16 protein-coding genes and 1 pseudogene are annotated in these 14,125 nt (G+C 68.0%); 10 read left to right on the top strand and 7 right to left on the bottom strand.

Translation table 11 applies throughout. The features are described from left to right. The first annotated feature begins 94 nt into the window (after positions 1–94). The 4 genes from rpl18a to B9G38_RS18015 all read left to right on the top strand — a co-directional run bounded on the left by rpl18a (position 95) and on the right by B9G38_RS18015 (position 2,391). The gene (gene rpl18a / locus B9G38_RS04255; protein WP_049929511.1) at positions 95–271 is read left to right on the top strand and encodes a 50S ribosomal protein L18Ae; all 177 of its coding nucleotides are present in this window, start codon (positions 95–97) and stop codon (positions 269–271) included. Continuing rightward, complete coding sequence (pfdA, locus tag B9G38_RS04250) at positions 271–729, top strand: prefoldin subunit alpha (protein ID WP_086219603.1); 459 nt, start codon at positions 271–273, stop codon at positions 727–729. Before rpl18a ends, pfdA begins: the two co-directional genes overlap by 1 nt. Positions 730–744: 15 nt before the next feature. After that, positions 745–1,824, top strand: a complete 1,080-nt coding sequence (gene ftsY, locus B9G38_RS04245; protein ID WP_086219602.1) for a signal recognition particle-docking protein FtsY — start codon at positions 745–747, stop codon at positions 1,822–1,824. A gap of 201 nt (positions 1,825–2,025) precedes the next feature. Beyond that, entirely contained in the window at positions 2,026–2,391 is a 366-nt protein-coding gene (locus tag B9G38_RS18015) for a hypothetical protein (protein WP_158093820.1), read from the top strand. Positions 2,392–2,604: 213 nt separating this feature from the next. On the opposite strand, the gene B9G38_RS04235 is transcribed toward B9G38_RS18015, so the two are convergent. From B9G38_RS04235 to B9G38_RS04210, 6 genes are all read right to left on the bottom strand, one after another. Next, the gene (locus B9G38_RS04235) at positions 2,605–3,639 is read right to left on the bottom strand and encodes a tyrosine-type recombinase/integrase (protein ID WP_086219601.1); all 1,035 of its coding nucleotides are present in this window, start codon (positions 3,637–3,639) and stop codon (positions 2,605–2,607) included. Next, positions 3,632–4,012, bottom strand: coding sequence for a DUF5805 domain-containing protein (locus B9G38_RS04230; RefSeq protein WP_086219600.1), 381 nt, complete (start codon positions 4,010–4,012; stop codon positions 3,632–3,634). Before B9G38_RS04230 ends, B9G38_RS04235 begins: the two co-directional genes overlap by 8 nt. Before the next feature lie 414 nt (positions 4,013–4,426). After that, positions 4,427–5,332 carry a hypothetical protein gene (locus tag B9G38_RS04225; protein ID WP_086216360.1) on the bottom strand — a complete coding sequence of 302 codons (906 nt, stop codon included), beginning with the start codon at positions 5,330–5,332 and terminating at the stop codon, positions 4,427–4,429. A 100-nt stretch (positions 5,333–5,432) separates the two neighbouring features. After that, positions 5,433–7,304 carry an alanine-zipper protein gene (locus B9G38_RS04220; RefSeq protein WP_086219599.1) on the bottom strand — a complete coding sequence of 624 codons (1,872 nt, stop codon included), beginning with the start codon at positions 7,302–7,304 and terminating at the stop codon, positions 5,433–5,435. Between the two features lie 93 nt (positions 7,305–7,397). After that, positions 7,398–8,231, bottom strand: a complete 834-nt coding sequence (locus B9G38_RS04215) for an MBL fold metallo-hydrolase (RefSeq protein WP_086219598.1) — start codon at positions 8,229–8,231, stop codon at positions 7,398–7,400. Positions 8,232–8,451: 220 nt separating this feature from the next. After that, entirely contained in the window at positions 8,452–9,105 is a 654-nt protein-coding gene (locus B9G38_RS04210) for a TrkA family potassium uptake protein (protein WP_086219597.1), read from the bottom strand. A gap of 202 nt (positions 9,106–9,307) precedes the next feature. On the opposite strand from B9G38_RS04210, the gene B9G38_RS04205 reads away from it, so the two are divergent. From B9G38_RS04205 to B9G38_RS04185, 6 genes are all read left to right on the top strand, one after another. Then, on the top strand, positions 9,308–10,762 hold the full coding sequence (locus B9G38_RS04205) for an APC family permease (protein WP_049929521.1): 1,455 nt from the start codon (positions 9,308–9,310) through the stop codon (positions 10,760–10,762). Between the two features lie 4 nt (positions 10,763–10,766). Further along, positions 10,767–11,420: a TrkA family potassium uptake protein gene (locus B9G38_RS04200; protein WP_086219596.1), complete on the top strand. Its 654-nt coding sequence runs from the start codon at positions 10,767–10,769 to the stop codon at positions 11,418–11,420. 253 nt (positions 11,421–11,673) lie between these two features. Next, positions 11,674–12,198, top strand: coding sequence for a hypothetical protein (locus B9G38_RS04195; RefSeq protein ID WP_143415362.1), 525 nt, complete (start codon positions 11,674–11,676; stop codon positions 12,196–12,198). A 96-nt stretch (positions 12,199–12,294) separates the two neighbouring features. After that, on the top strand, positions 12,295–12,435 hold the full coding sequence (locus B9G38_RS18010; RefSeq protein WP_158093819.1) for a hypothetical protein: 141 nt from the start codon (positions 12,295–12,297) through the stop codon (positions 12,433–12,435). 122 nt (positions 12,436–12,557) lie between these two features. Further along, positions 12,558–13,301 carry an SDR family NAD(P)-dependent oxidoreductase gene (locus tag B9G38_RS04190; protein WP_086219594.1) on the top strand — a complete coding sequence of 248 codons (744 nt, stop codon included), beginning with the start codon at positions 12,558–12,560 and terminating at the stop codon, positions 13,299–13,301. A gap of 120 nt (positions 13,302–13,421) precedes the next feature. Next, on the top strand, positions 13,422–13,835 hold the full coding sequence (locus B9G38_RS04185; RefSeq protein ID WP_086219593.1) for a universal stress protein: 414 nt from the start codon (positions 13,422–13,424) through the stop codon (positions 13,833–13,835). Between the two features lie 96 nt (positions 13,836–13,931). Here B9G38_RS04185 and B9G38_RS04180 read toward each other — a convergent pair. Then, positions 13,932–14,125, bottom strand: a pseudogene (locus B9G38_RS04180) (gamma-glutamyl-phosphate reductase); the annotation flags it as partial.

Here is a 14,125-nt window from a genome sequence, read left to right as displayed (position 1 = left end):
GCCGTGACGGCCGTCGTCGCGGGCGGTCCGCGATGACGCGGCCGCCTGTCGCCTTTTAGGAAGATACTTCCCTGTCCCTGCCGGATCGGGGAACATGAGTACCTACACGGTGAGTGGACGGTTCCAGAGCCGAGACGGCGACCAGCCGTTCACGAAGGACATCGAGGCGGAGAACGAGGACCTCGCCCGCGAGCGGATCTACACCACGGTCGGGAGCCAGCACAACCGGAAGCGCACCCAGATCGAGATCGAGGAGGTGTCCGAGGCATGATGGGCGGCGGACAACAGCAGCTCCAGCAGCTCTCACAGGAGATCCAGGCGCTCGACGAGGAGATCGAGGCCCTCGAAGGCGAAATCGCCGACTACCGCGAGGAGAAGGCCGACATCGACGACGCCGTCGAGGCCATCAAGACCCTCGACACGGGCGCGACCGTTCAGGTCCCGCTCGGCGGCGGCGCCTACCTCCGCGCGGAGGTCCAGGACATCGACGAGGTCATCGTCTCGCTCGGCGGAAACTACTCCGCGGAGCAGGAGCAGGGCGACGCGATCGACGTCCTCCGGCGCAAGCAGGAGGCGCTCGACGACCGGACCGAGGAGACGCAGGAGGAGGTCGACGAGCTGGAGTCCGAGAGCGACGAGCTCGAACAGCAGGCCCAGCAGATGCAACAGCAGATGCAGCAACAGCAGATGCAGCAGATGCAGCAGGCCGAGGAAGGCGACGGGGAGTAAGACGGAGACTATACCGTGTTCGACGGACTGAAAGACAAGCTCTCCGGCTTCCGCGAGGACGTCGAGGAGTCGACGGAGGCCGAGGAGGATGAGGCCCCGCCCGAGGAAGCGACGACCGCCGAGAGCGGCGCCGACGCGACCGCGGAATCCCCTTCGGCGGTCGACGGCGACGCGGGCGGTTCGGACGAGTCGTCGAACGACGACGAGCCGAGTACCTTCCAGCGCGCGAAGGCGTTCGCGACCGGGCGCATCATCATCGAGGAGGAAGACCTCGAGGAGCCGCTGTGGAACCTCGAGATGGCGCTGCTCGAGAGCGACGTGGAGATGAGCGTCGCCGAGCAGATCCTCGACAGCGTCCGCGAGAGCATGCTCGGCGAGTCCCGCAAGCAGGTCGAGACGACCGGCGAACTCGTCGAGTCTGCGCTCCACGACGCCCTCCTCGACGTCATCGCCGTCGGACAGTTCGACTTCGAAGAGCGGATCGCCGAGGCCGACAAACCCGTCACCATCGTCTTCACCGGCGTCAACGGCGTCGGGAAGACGACGAGCATCGCGAAGCTCTCCGAGTGGCTCGGTGACCGAGGCTACTCATCCGTCCTCGCGAACGGCGACACGTACCGCGCGGGCGCGAACGAGCAGATCCGCGAACACGCCGACCGGCTCGGCCGCGACCTAATCAGCCACGACCAGGGCGGCGACCCGGCGGCCGTCATCTACGACGGCGTCGAGTACGCCGAGGCGAACGACGTCGACGTCGTCCTCGGCGACACGGCGGGGCGGCTCCACACGAGCGACGACCTAATGGCGCAACTGGAGAAGATCGACCGCGTCGTCGACCCGGACATGACGCTGTTCGTCGACGAGGCCGTCGCGGGGCAGGACGCGGTCAACCGCGCGAAAGAGTTCAACGACGCCGCCGCGATCGACGGCGCAATCTTGACGAAGGCCGACGCCGACTCCTCCGGTGGCGCCGCCATTTCGGTCGCGTACGTCACCGGGAAACCGATCCTCTTCCTCGGAACCGGGCAGGGGTACGACGACATCACGCGATTCGACCCTGAGGCTCTCGTCGAGAGCCTCCTCGACGAGGAGTGAGCGTCGGGCGGACCGCGCCCACTCTTTCCTTTCGGTCGCCCGAGCCGTTCTCCGCGCTCACCGCACCCCGGAGCGCCAGCTCTCGAAGTGGGCGCTCGCGGGGTGGTAGTCTGGTTCGACGCCCGGCAGCTCCGGCGGTACGGGGCCGCCGTCGCTCCCCGCGGGCGAGAGCTTCTCGTACCAAGGCCCGGCCGGGCCGCGGTGCGTGTCGACGCAGTCGACGAACCGGTTGCGCCGCTCGCGGAATCGCTCGGCGGCTACGTCGCCGCCCCGGTCGCGGGCGCGCTCCCCGAGCGCCGCGGCCGCGCCGGTCCCTTCCGCGAGCGCCCAGCCGTACCGCTCGCCGGAACCGGGTACCGGCTCGCGGTCCGCCGGCGCCGCCGCGAGGCACGAGGCTACGTCGCGAGAGCGGTCGCCGAAGCCGTTCGCCGCGCGGGACAGCCGTCGGGGTCCGACACAGAGGATGGCGGTGACCGCCGTCCCGGCGAGGACGGACAGGCCGGTGAGGGCGGCACTCTCAGGAGCGCCATCGTCGTTGCCTCACCGTTTTTTCCGACATGTGAGTGACACGGTGCTTCGCCGTCAGTCGACACGCGGACCGTTCGAGCGGCCGGCCGCGCCGTCGACTATTTTCGGAAGGGTTCAGCCCACCGTGCTCGTGTGCGACCACCCCGGTATCTTCGCGACCGGCCCCACAGCTTGGATATAGCCACATACGATTTACGTGGCTGCGCTCGAACGAAACGAGTCGCTACTGGGACGACGAAATTGGAACCACTCTCACGCGAAGAGTCGGTAGACGTTCGCCTCGTAAACCTCCCGGACCTGATCCCCCCAGTTGTGCGTGTACGTGTCGATCACGTCGTCGGCGACATCGCCGCGGAGGTACTTCACCACTCCGCGGTCGCCGGTTCTGTCGCGGAGGTGCGTCGTGAAGAAGTGGCGGAAGTAGTGGGGCGTGACGTTCTCGTCGGCGCCGCCGCCGGTCCGGTACCACCCCTCCTCGCGGGCGTGCCGCTCGACGACGTGTCTGACCGCCTGCGGTTCCAATCGTTCCCCCCATCCCTCCGCGGTGCCGACGAACAGCGGCTCAGCCGGCGACGGCGAGTCCGGACGCACCGCGAGCCACGCCTTCAGCGCTCTGCGGAGTTCGTCGTCGACCGGGATCACTGTCCCGCGCTTCCGTTTGTTCGCGGCCGTTCGCACCTCCCCGTTCAGCTCCTCGCCGACGGTCGCCTCGGCGGTCACGAAAATCGAGTCCGGCCGTTCGGACAGCGCCGGGCGTCCCCCGAGCGAGTACGCCGCGTTGAGGAGGTCCGGGTCGCTGACCGACAGGTCTCGCAGGTCGAGGTTACACAGCTCGCCGACCCGCATGCCGGTCTTGAGGAGCGTCACCACCAGCGCGCGGTGGAGCGGGTGCCGGATTCCGGCGACGAACGAGCGCATCGCAGGGACCGAGACGTCGCGGCGGGCCGGGTCCTTATCGACGGTCTCGTCCATTTCCTCCATCACCAGCGTCATCGGGTTACCGTCGAAGGCCTTTACCTCCGTCATGTACCCGTAAAACCGGTGGAGGTACGCCGCGTACGTCGCAACCGTGCTGTCGGCGACTTCACCCCGCAGCGAGTGGACGAACGCCATACAGTCGCGGTGCGTCGCGGCCTCCGGATCAACGTCGTCTAGGAACGCCTCGAACCGCCGGAGGACGCGCTCGTACGCCGCCCTGGTCCGGTCCGTCTTTCCGTGGTAGGTGAGGTCTTCGAGGAAGTAGCCGACGGGGTCGTCGGGGTCCGGAGACGCTCTCGCGCTACTCATCGGTCAACACGTACCCCCCTTCTCGGCCGCTGTACCGGATCCGATTGCGCTCCTGTAGCTCGTCGAGGGTCTCCTCCAGTTCGTCCTCCACGTCGCCGACCACCGCTTGGACGAGTTCGCCCCACGAGCGGGGCCCCGATTCGAGAGCCGCGTGGACGCGCTTTTTGAGGTCGCTACCCCCGGGGTCGGCGGGCTCGGAAGGGGGCTCCTCCCGACCTTCCGATCCGGTCGGCGCGAACCCCCTCCGCCCGGCCTGAACCATCGTCCTGACGAACTCGCTCAGCGACATGTCGAGCTCGTCGGCGTGGTCGCGCCACACGTCCTTCTGTTCCGTCGGCACGTACGTCTTCACCGACTGTCGATCGCCTCCCATCGTTCTCGGACGACCGTTCTCGCTGCCGTGACTTCAATCTATCCTAGATTTCTGGATAAGTGACCTTATCTCAGTGAGCAGGACCACATTTTGGCCGGGTTGAGTTTATTATCCAACTCTCTAGTACCATTAGTTCCAATCACTAGTTATACAATCCAAGATATTCAATTAGGACACGCGATGCCCAACGGACGGCAATGTGAATCTGATCGGCCCCGGATGTCGTCCGTCGGCCCAATCGCTTTCCCCGCTCTGCGCGAGCCGTTCGGTGCGGCGACGAGAGTCGTAGTGCGAGAACGCTGGGGTAACTGGCGATAGTACTCGGCGGGTGCCGGTTCGAAACGGCACACATCGGCGCCGGACGTCGTCCCGACTCGAACGCGTACATCTCATGCCGCTATACTATCTCTGGTATCAGACGCGGATCTCCGAGTCGGGAGCCTCTCGTTCGAGCGCCCGGAGGACGCGGGAGACCGAATCGTCGGTCTCGGCCGCGTTACGCATCAGGACCGTCTCGCTCGGGAAGAGGTGTTCCCCGACGGCGAGTCCGTGTTCGCGCGCCGTCGAGCCGGTGACGGTGAGGTAGACGCCGAGACCGACTCTGGCTATCGCCGCCTCCTCCTCCTCGTCGGCCTCCGGGTAGACGAACTCCACCCCGTCGAGCGCGTCGGTCCCTAACACGGCAGTGACGAGGCGCTCGTACCGCGGCGAGATACACAGTGACCCCTCGTAGTCGGCCAGATACGCGCGGTCGTACGTCTCTCCCGGTCTGCGTCGGTCCTCGCGTCCCATCAGCGTGTGGTACACCGTGTCACCGAGACCGGTCACCACGCGCACGTCGGTGTCGACCGGGTCGATCCGGTCGTTGATGTCCGAGATGTCGCCGAGCCCGCCCCCTCGGATCCCGACGACCTCCTCTAAGACGAGGTCGGCGGAGTCGAATCCGAGCGCGAACTCGTGGGTTCGGAGCGCACGGAACGGTTCTTCGCGGCCGACGAGCTTGACCGTCACGTCGCCGAGATCTACCGTGGCGGCGTCGAACACGATTCGCCGCGGCTTGCCGTCCCGGTCGTCGCGCAGCAGCGTGTACTCCGGTTCGGCCGCCGTCGTCGGGTCGGAGTACTCCGCGAGCCGCTCGTACGGGCCCTCGTCGGCGTCGACCGACCCCTTCGTGACGGCCTTCTCGTATCGGAGCGTGTTGCTCACGCCGTCCGCGAGCCGGTCGAGGCGGTCGTCGCTCGCGACGGTCGCGATCCGCTCTAAGACCGCTTCGAGCGGGCGCCCCTTCCGGGGCACGGCGACTGGGACCGGGTCTGTCATTGCCCCATTTGCGACCGCGCGCGTAAAACGGGTTGCGTTTTTCAACCGGGGTGCCGCCGACGGCGTTCGGCGTCGCCGCTCGATCGTCGAAACGGAGCGGCTACGGGCCGAACGCCTCGTTGAGCCGGGTACGGAACTCGTCGAGCTCGTCGAGGTGGTCGTTGATCTCATCTAGCTCGGCGGCAACGTCGTCGAGGTCCTCTCCGAGCCGGTCCTCGATGTCGGTGAGCCGGCTGTCCACCTCCGCGAGGTCGTCCCACAGGTCGTCGAATTCCTCGTCGAAGCGGTCGAGTCCGGACTCCACGTCGTCGACGCGCTCCGCGACGCCGGCCGCGCGGTCCTCGGCGCTTTCGGCCCGCTCTTCGGCGTTCTCGGCCCGTTCGGCCGCCCTGTCGACCTCCTCGTACAGCGTCTCCACGTCGTCGCCCAGGTCGTCGACCGTCTCCGCGGCGGCGTCCGCCGTCCCCTCCACCCGGCCGACGTCGTCGGCGAGGTCTTCGACGTCGCTCTCGACGGCCGCGACGCCGTCTCGGACCGACTCGACGGTTTCCTCGACGGACGCGACCTCGTCCTCCACGCCGCGCACGTCACCTTCCACGCTGCGAACGTCGTCTTCGACCGCCTGTACGTCGTCTTCCACGCCGCGCACGTCGTCTTCGACCGCATCGAGGTCGGTCTCGACGGTCTCCACGCGCTCGTCGACCGCATCGACCGCGTCGGAGGTCGACGCGACCGCGGAGTCGACGCGGGCGACGTCCGACTCGATCTCCTCGCGATCGTCTTCCGCGTCGTCGAGGCGATCGTCGAGGGCGTCGACCTCGGACTCGACGGCGTCCACACGCTCGTCGATCCCGTCGAGGATCTCTCGGGCGGTCCCCTCGCCGTCGATGAACTCCGCGAGCGCGTCGGCGTACGCCTCGATGTCGGCCACGCTCGACTGGAGTCGAGCGATCCGCACGTCGACGCTGCGCGGCACGCTCGCGTCGAACGCCCTCTCGATGGTCTCGATGTCCTCCTCGTCGGCCGCTCCGGTGCGGATCTCGGCCGCTAACGCGGCCGCGAGGCCGCCTTCACCCGGAAGACTCGCCTCGTCCGTCTCGTCGGCTTCGTCGGGTACGCCGGCTTCGTCGGTTCCGTCGAGTTCGTCGGCTTCCGTTCCGTCTTCGTCGGCGACTTCCGGCTCGTCTTCGACGGCCGACTCGGCGGCTGTGTCGTCTGTTTCGGGCGTTTCGTCGGGCTCATCGGCAGGGGTTGTCTCTTCGGCTCCGACCTCGGGTTCGACCGCGGCGCCGACCGATTCCCCCTCATGTGGGGACACCGCGGCCGTCCCGTCGTCGGCGACCGTTCGCGGCTCGGGGGTGTCGGGCTCAGGATCGGCCTCGGTTTCGCGGCCGGCGGCGGCTTCCGTGGCGCTCTCTGCCTCCGGTTCCGGTTCCGCCGCGGGTTCCGGGCCGGGATCGCGGGCCGAGGCGCCCTCACCGGACTCCGCGGGGTCTCCCGCCAACAGTTCGTCCTCTTCCGCCATTCCGGGGAGCGTCGCGCGGTCGCCGGAGAGCACCTCTCGGACGGCGTCCGTGTCGCCGGCGCCGAGGACGTCTTCGATCTCCTCGCCGACCGGCACGTGTTCGATCACCGGCGTGCCGAGGAACCCGTCGAGGTCGGGGTCGTCGTCGCGGATCCCGAACACCGTCTCGACGGTCTCGTCGGGGTCTATCACCCGTTCGAACTCCACGCGGTGGTCCTTGTACGCGGTCCAGTTCTCGCTCTCGTACTCCGGGTGGAACCCCACTCGGTCCATCGGGAACGACTCCGGGATCCGGTCGACGATACGCACCCGTACGGGGTCCTCACGGTGTGAGGAGAGGGTGTACATCACCGCCGGCACGGGGAACGCGTCGTCCGTGAAGGATTTCTCGACGCGGATGCCGTCCTCGTCGACGGTCATGGCCGCCTCCGCCGTCCGTTCGCTCATACTCCACGGTCCCGGAGCAGGGGCTTAAATTCCACGGGCCGGGTTTCGCCGGTGATAACCGATACGCCGCGAAAACGGCCGCTCAGCTCCCGTCTACAGGTCTATTCGATCGCCGATCTCCACGATCTCCAGCCGATCCGGAGACTCGTAGCTCCGCACGTGGTCGTGGAGCGCGGTCGGGTCGGCGGTCAGCCCCTTCCACATGTCCCAATGGGTCGGGACGAGGCGGTCGAGGCCGAGGTCGTTCGCGGCCGTCGCGATCTCGTTCTCGTTGCTGTACCACTTCGTCTGAACCGGTTCGCCCGTCTCCTTGTCCGGTATCGTGCCCTCCGAGCCGAACGCCAGGATGCCGAGGTCGATGTCGAACCGCTCCGCGAGCCCCTCGAACGTCGGCGACGGCTTGCTGTCCCCGGCGTGGAACACCGTCCCGGCGTCGTGTTCGATCACGTAACCCACCGGATGCGTGGCGTCCGCGTCGCGGGTCTCGACGACGTGAACGGTGAACTCGCCGATCCGCAGCTCGTCGCCCTCCGTCACCTCGGTGAACTGGGCGTCGTCGATCGCGTACTCGTCGGTCCACCGCTCCTCTTCGCGCGCGACCGCGAGCGAGTCGTCGGGCGCGACGAGGTCAGCGTCCGCGTTGGCGAGGATCGGCGCCTGCGAGGGCCCGTGAACGTGATCCGTGTGCTCGTGGGTGGCCAACACCGCGTCCGCGACTTCGACGTCCTCGGGGTCGAAGGGAATCGGGATCATCCGTACCGTCCGCGGCGGGTCGCCCGTGCCCACGTACGGGTCGATCCAGAGGACGGTCCCCTCGCTCCCCTTGATCGCGAAGCCGTTACAGCCCAGGTACCACAGCGCCACCGTGTCGGGGTCGGCGTCCGCGACCGCGCGCGGCAGCCAGTCGCCCCAGTCGGAGTCGGTCATACCCCGTGCTGCGTGAGCGCCGGGGGTAATAATTCCGGAGTGGGTCGGATTCGCTCGGGTGCGTCCAAATTTGTCGGATGCGCGAAGCCGGAATGTCGTTTGAGACGGAACTCGTAAATCACATATCGCTATATCGAATCTGGGCGACGAGCGACGAGAAACACCCAGTCACGAACGGGCCCTGAGCGGTCGCGACGGCGGTCGCGGCCGTCGGGCGAGGTCACCCGCGAAAGAGTTTGACGACCTCGTCGACGACGTCCGACTCGACGGCGAGGATATACTGTTCTGACGGTTCCAGCAGCGTGTCGGGACCGGCGAGCGACTCTCGGTCCGACGTGGAGATGAGGAGACTCCCGGCCGGAAGGGCGATCTCGTCGAGCCGGCGTCCCGCGACGGGGGCGGACTCGGAGACGGTCACCTCGATGATGTCGAGGTCGGCGGTGGGGAACACGAGCGTTCGGATCTCTTCGCCGGTGAGCATATCGGCCGCGTGGTCGCCGCCGAGCGACTGCGGTAGCAGCGTGGCGTCGACGACCTCGCCGTGTTCCTGTTCGGTCCGCGACTCCGACCTGGCCAGGGTCCGGATAGCCGGCGCGAGGTGGTGTGCGGTCATACAGATCTCCGTGTTCGTCTCCGTCTCGTCGGTCAGCGCCGCGATAGCGTCGGCGTTTCGGAGATCCGCCTGCCTGAGGATCGACTGTTCGGTGGCGTCGCCGTGGATCACGGGGCCAAGGTACGCGTCGGACAGCTTCTCGACGCGGTCCGCGTCCACCTCGATCAGCAGCACCTCGTGGCCCTGTTCGGTGAGGTTCTCCGCAGTCTGGAGTCCGACTCGCCCGCCGCCGGCGATGACGAATCGCTTTGACTGGGTCATCGTGTCGTCCCTCGGCTTCCGACGGCTTTAATCCGGGCCGGATTCCGGCCCTCTGGAACAACTACCAGCGCGCTGCCGCCGGGCGGGCGTATCAGGCCCCGCCACGATTCCGCGACTCCCGAATTTACCCGGGGTATAAAGTGACGAGAGTACCAGCTTCGGGGCGTACGATGGACGATACGGGAATCGGCTTTCACGACCGATGAGCGGAAGCGAGACTCGTTCTCCGGAAGCCGAGCTCGGACTGCTCGACGCGACGATGATCGGCATGGGGGCGATGATCGGTGCCGGCATCTTCGTACTGACCGGACTGGCCGCGGAAATCGCCGGTCCGGCGGCGATCGTCGTCTTCGCGCTCAACGGGGTCGTCACCGCGTTCACCGGCCTGTCGTACGCCGAACTCGCCAGCTCGATCCCGAAGAGCGGCGGCGGATACGCGTTCGTCCGGGAGATATTCGACGACCTCTCGTCGTTCATCATGGGCTGGATGCTCTGGTTCGCGTACATGATCGCCGGGGCACTCTACGCGCTGGGATTCGCTCCGAACTTCCTCGAACTGCTCCACGTCTACGGGGCCGTCGCTCCGCCGGAGGAGGTCGGTGACGTCATCCTTCCCGTCGTCGGCGCGCAGGTCAGCCCGGGCTTCCTGCTGGCGTTCGTCGCCGTCTTCGTGTTGGTGGCGCTCAACGCCGTCTCAACGGCCGCCAGCGGGAAGGCAGAGACGGTGTTCACGATAATCAAGGTGAGTATCCTCGTGGTGTTCGTCGCCTTCGGGCTGGCGTCGCCGATGTTCTCGGGCGCCGAGTTCCAGCCGCTGTTCCCCGCGGGCGGCGGAGCGGGAGCGGTCCTACCGGCGATGGGGCTCACGTTCATCGCCTTCGAGGGGTACGACCTCATCACGACCGTCACGGAGGAGGTCAAGAATCCCCGGGAGAACATTCCGAAGGCGATCTTTGTGAGCCTCGCCGTGACCGTGGTCGTCTACCTGGCCGTGGTCACCGTCGCCGTCGGAACGCTCGGGGCAGAGGGGCTCGCGGAGGCGGGGGAGGCCGGGATCGCCACGGCGGCGACCTCGTTCATGCCGACCGGGCTCCCGATCATCCGGAACGGCGGCGCGCTGGTCGTCTTCGGCGCCGTGTTCTCGACGCTGACGGCGCTAAACGCAGTCGTGATCGCCTCTTCGCGGGTCGCGTTCTCGATGGGACGCGAGGGGCAGTTGCTCCCCTCGTTCGGCCAGATCCACCACCGATACGGGACGCCGTTCGTCGCGATCCTCGCGAGCGCCGTGGTCATGTTGGGCTCCGTCGCGCTGCCGACGCAGAGCGCGGGGAACATGTCGAGCCTCTTCTTCCTGCTCTCGTTCGTCATCGTCAACGTCGCCGCGATCAGACTGCGACGCGAGCGACCCGACATGAACCGTCCATACGAGATGCCGTTCTATCCGGCCCCGCCGCTGATCGGCATCGCGCTCAACCTGGTCTTGACCGGGGTGCTCGTGGAGTACCTGCTGCGGACGGACCCGTTGGCGCTAGCGCTCAGCGCGGCGTGGATCCTGCTCGGCGGCGCCGCGTATCTCGCGCTCAACAGACTGCGGGCGGAACCGGACGCGGACTCGGCGGCGGCAGACGCGACAGCCATTCCGGAGACGGAGGACTGAATCCATGACGAGTTCACTCGACATCGTGATCGCGGGCGGCGGACGTGTCGGCTTCCAAACGGCTGAGTTACTCGCAGACCACGGCCACGAGGTGACGATCGTCGACCGGGACGAAGACGTCGTCTCCGAGATCGCAGACGAGTACGTCGCCACGGTGATCCGCGGCGACGCGACGAACCCCGACATCATCGAGCAGGCCGGCGTCGAACGGGCGGACGTCGTCGCGGCGCTCACCGGGGAGACGGGGCTCAACCTCGCGGTCTGTCTGGCCGCCAGGGAGCTCTCTCCGGGGACTCGGACGGTGGCTCGCATCGACCGGGCCGCCGGCGAGGCGTACACGCGGTTCGTCGACGCGGTGTTGTTCCCGGAGCGAGCAGGTGCCCGCGTGGCGGCGAACGAGATCGTCGGTGACGACGTCCAAGCGCTGACGGACGTGACGGGCGACCTCGACATCATGCTCGTCCGCATCGCGGAGGGAGCGCCGGCCGCCGGGAAGTCGCTCACGCAGGTCCGGTTTCCGGACGGTACCCTGGTCGTCTCCGCCGCGGACGCCCAACAGGTCGCCCGTCCCGACACGACGCTCACGCCGGGGAAGCGCTACGTCGTCGCCGTTGAGCCCGGCGTGGCCGACGAGGTGATGAACCTCCTTCAGGGGTGAGCAGGACCGACGTGTACGCCGGCTCCCAGTGACACCCTCTCCACGGGGACGTTCGGGCGGCGCGTGTGTCGTTGCGGCGACGGCCCTCTCGGGTCGCTGTCAGCGTGGGCGACGGATTGAAGCGCCGTCTGACCGTTGCTAAGCTGTATGCGTGACGACGACCTCGGAGCAGGCGGAGCGGCCGCCGACGCCGCGACCGACCCGGCTGAACCTGCCCGTCACACGACCGTTCGGGACGCCGAGTGAGCGTCCGATGGCAGTCCGTGCGCTACGTTCTCTCGTCGCTATCCTCGTCGGACCGCACGAGCTCGCGCACGCGGCGGTGGCGCGACTGGCCGGCATGACCCCCGAGATCACGCTTCTCCCGGAACACGCGAGCGGGATTCCCCTGGGGCAGTTCGACGCGACGATTCCGCCGTCGACGTCGACGAGCGTCATTCGGGTCTGCGCGCTCGCGCCGCTCCCGATCAACCTCGCCGTCGCCGTCGGAGTGGGGACCGCGCTGCCGGCGGACTCCCCGCTCGCGGTCGCGTTGTTTCCGCTGATCGCGTACTGGGCCACGCTCTCGGGCGGGGACGTGGCCGTCGCGGCGAACCCGGTGGCGGCGCGGAACGCGGGTCGGTTTCGCGCGCCGGGACGGTGGTGGCAGACGGTCGCGTCGCTCCTGCTCGTGCCCCAGTGGCGGTCGCCGTCGCGGTGTCGCTGCTCGTCGACCTCCCACCGCCGGTCTCCCCCTAGCGGCCACTCCGCCGGACCCGCGTCGGCACCGGTCGCGTAACGAGCGGTCGGCCGGCTGCGAGGGCCTTTCGCGGTCGATACGGGCCGATCGCGACCGAGGATTTAATCCTCCGCAATCAGTATGTTATACTGTACCATGTGTCACGGACGCACTCCGCGAGAGTGGACGCGAGACGAAGAGGCGACGACCGAGGAGACCGCCGAAGACCCGTCGCTGTCCGAACCCGGCGAGGCGACGGACGTCGAGATCCTCACGGACGGCGGCGACGACGAGTAACCCGGCGGTCGAATCGCCGGTCGCCGTCGCGCCACTGCTTTTTCGAGGCGATGCCGACCACCGACCGCCGACGCCGCGATCCGTGAGGAACGCTTAGGAGCGATCCGGTACATGGATCCCGCATGGAGCTACGCCCCGACCTGAGCGGACGGACCGCCCTCGTGACCGGCAGCGCGAAGCGCGTCGGCCGCGAGCTATTGCTTTCGATCGCCGACTGCGGCGCCGACGTCGTGGTACACTACAACGAGAGCGAGGCGGCGGCGACCGCCACCGCCGAGGAGGTCCGCGAGCGAGGCGGGACCGCAGTCACCGCTCAAGCCGACATCACCGACCCGGACGCCGTCGACAAGCTGTTCGACACGGTGGAGGCTGAGGTCGGGTCGGTCGACATCCTCGTCAACAACGTCGGCGACTTCGACGCTCGCCACTGGAGCGACATCGAGTGGGAGTCGTGGCGGAACGTGGTCGAGACGACGTTCTACGGCACGGTGCTCTGCTCGCGTCGGGCCCTGCCCGCCATGCGCGACCAGGGGTGGGGCCGAATCGTGAACCTCGGCTTCGCCGACAGCGACCGGATGCACGCCCACCCCGTGAACTTCCCCTACTTCGTCGCGAAGACGGGCGTGCTCATGTTCACGCGGATGCTGGCGGCGGACACCAGCGACGACGGGATCACGGTCAACGCCGTCTCGCCGTTCGCCGTCTCGAACACCGAGGCCGGCGTCGAGGACTTCCCCCGCGGCCGCCCGGCGGGCTTCGAGGACGTCGCCGCGCCGCTCCGGTTCTTCCTGAGCGACGCCGCCGCGTACGTCAGCGGCGAGAACGTCGCCGTCGACGGCGGGCGACTGCCGGAGTTCGACGCCTGACTGGGAGGACTCCGGCCCGTCACGGTGGCGCCCGCGCCTCCGGCGGGCGACGAGCGGGGCGAACGGACGACCGACCTCGACCGGAGCAACGGTTAATATTATCTGACACGTGAGAGGCGTATGGCTATTCTCGCTGCCATCAGCGACGACGACCGCTACGAGGCGGTGATCGAGACCGCGGCGCGGCTGGCCCAGGCGACCTGTCAGTCGCTGACGGTCGCCCACGTCATCAGCAACGCGAGCGCGTCTGGGGCGGAGCGGAGCTTCCGCGACGAGATCGAGTCGTTCGTCGAGGATATCGGCGTTGGGACGACGGTCACGCTCGAACATCTCGACCGGAGTGGGCTTCGGTCCGGAACGGCGGTCGGGAAACAGCTCGTCGATATGTCGGACGACGTCGCCGTCGAGCACATCGTGATCGGCCACCGGTCGAAGGGTCAGTTGGCGTCGCTCCGAGAGGGGAACACCGCGTTCGCCGTCGCCGAGGGAGCATCGGTGCCGGTGACGATCGTCCCCGGCGCGACGGGCGAGTGACGACTGGCACGGGTCGGCTGCCCGCCCCTCGCGGTCCGCGCAGTCACGGGCCGACCGACTGGCGGCGATCGGACCGACGGGGTATCGGCGCCGTCGCTATCGCGTCGACAGCGAGCCCGGCGTCCACTCGGCGCCGTCGAGCTCGCGGTGCGTGAACGGGACCGCGTCCTCGCCGCTGTAGCTCGCGACGAGGTGGCCGTCGCCCTCGAGGTAGTACTTGTACGTGGTGAGCCCCGCCAGTCCGACCGGCCCGCGGGCGTGGATCTTGCCGGTCGAGATGCCGACCTCGG

The organism is Halorubrum sp. SD612 (genome assembly GCF_002135005.1).
The sequence above is the reverse complement of the archived record's forward strand: the minus strand, read 5'-3'. Positions and strand labels throughout refer to the sequence as shown.